General features: G+C 66.6%; 1 protein-coding gene. It reads left to right on the top strand.

The window, feature by feature from the left end; genetic code table 11:
• Positions 1-122: 122 nt before the first annotated feature.
• On the top strand, positions 123-1,436 hold the full coding sequence (locus tag G510_RS0113325; RefSeq protein WP_029154007.1) for an ISL3 family transposase: 1,314 nt from the start codon (positions 123-125) through the stop codon (positions 1,434-1,436).
• The last annotated feature ends 3 nt before the right edge of the window (positions 1,437-1,439 follow it).

Raw genomic sequence — 1,439 nt, 5'->3', positions numbered from 1 at the left:
GGCTCTTCGCATTTGAGCGTGTAGTGCCCGTCCGGGAGGACGTGCGCGTGGCGGTCCCGTGAGAGAGGTCGAGGCCTCCCGAGGATGGAAGTTCCTAAGCTCACCATCCGGAAGACCTCGACGTGCACCACGCTACCTTCGGCGACCCCGATCTGACTGTGTTCACCGCCCTCGACGACCACGGCCTCACCGTCACGGGCCTCACGCTCATGCACGCTGGCGCGACCCTGGAGTGCCGCGTCACCGATCGCGACCCGTTCTGCCGCAGCTGCGGCGCGGAAGCGACCCCGCGCGGGACACAGGTGCGGCGCCTGGCTCACGTCCCGTTCGGGAACCGCCCCACCACGCTCGTGCTCCGCGTCCGTCGCTACCGCTGCGAGACCTGCGGACTGTTCTGGCAGGAAGACACCACGACGGCCGCGCCGACGCGCGGCAAGCTCACCCACGGCGGTCTGCGCTGGGCACTCGAAGCACTCGTGTGTCAGCACCTCCCCGTCGCCCGCATCGCCGAATCGCTGGACGTGTCCTGGCACACCGCCAACGACGCGATCCTTACCGAGGGACAGCGGCTCCTCATCGATGACCCGTCGCGCTTCGACGAAGTCACCACGATCGGCGTCGACGAACACGTCTGGCGCCATACACATCTCGGCGACAAGTTCGTCACCGTCATCATCGACCTCACCCCGGTCCGCGAGAAGACGGGCCCGGCGAGACTGCTGGACATGGTCACGGGCCGGTCGAAGAACGCTTTCAAGACCTGGCTCGCCGAACGCCCCGACGCTTGGCGGGATGGGATCGACGTCATCGCGATGGACGGATTCACCGGCTACAAGACCGCCGCCAGTGAAGAGATCCCCGACGCGACGACCGTGATGGATCCGTTCCATGTCGTCCAGCTGTTCGGCGACGCGCTGGACAAGACCCGGCAACGCGTTCAGCAGGAGACCCTCGGGCATCGCGGGAGGGCCGGCGATCCGCTCTACGGGTGTCGACGCCTGTTGCGCACCGGGCTCGGGCTGCTCAAGCAGCACCAGCTCGCGAAGCTCGAGACCGTGTTCGACGCACATCCCGATCATGTCGCCGTCGAGATCGCCTGGGACATCTACCAGCGCGCCGTCGCCGCCTACCGGCACAAGAAGCCGGGCAAGGGGAGGAAAATCTTCGAGCGCGTCATCTCCCAGCTCGCCGCAGGCGTTCCGAAGGACCTGCCCGAGCTGGTCACACTCGGACGCACGATCAAGAAGCGAGCGGGCGACATCCTCGCGTTCTTCGATCACCCCGGCACCTCGAACGGGCCGACCGAAGCGATCAACGGCCGGCTCGAGCATCTCCGCGGCACCGCGCTGGGCTTCCGGAACCTGACCAACTACATCGCCAGGAGTTTGCTCGAGACTGGCGGATTCAGGCCACTGCTACACGCTCAAATACGATGAGCC

This window comes from Microbacterium gubbeenense DSM 15944, from assembly GCF_000422745.1.
GTDB lineage: Bacteria > Actinomycetota > Actinomycetes > Actinomycetales > Microbacteriaceae > Microbacterium > Microbacterium gubbeenense.
Note: the sequence above shows the minus strand (reverse complement) of the source record. Positions and strands in the feature narration are given on the sequence as shown.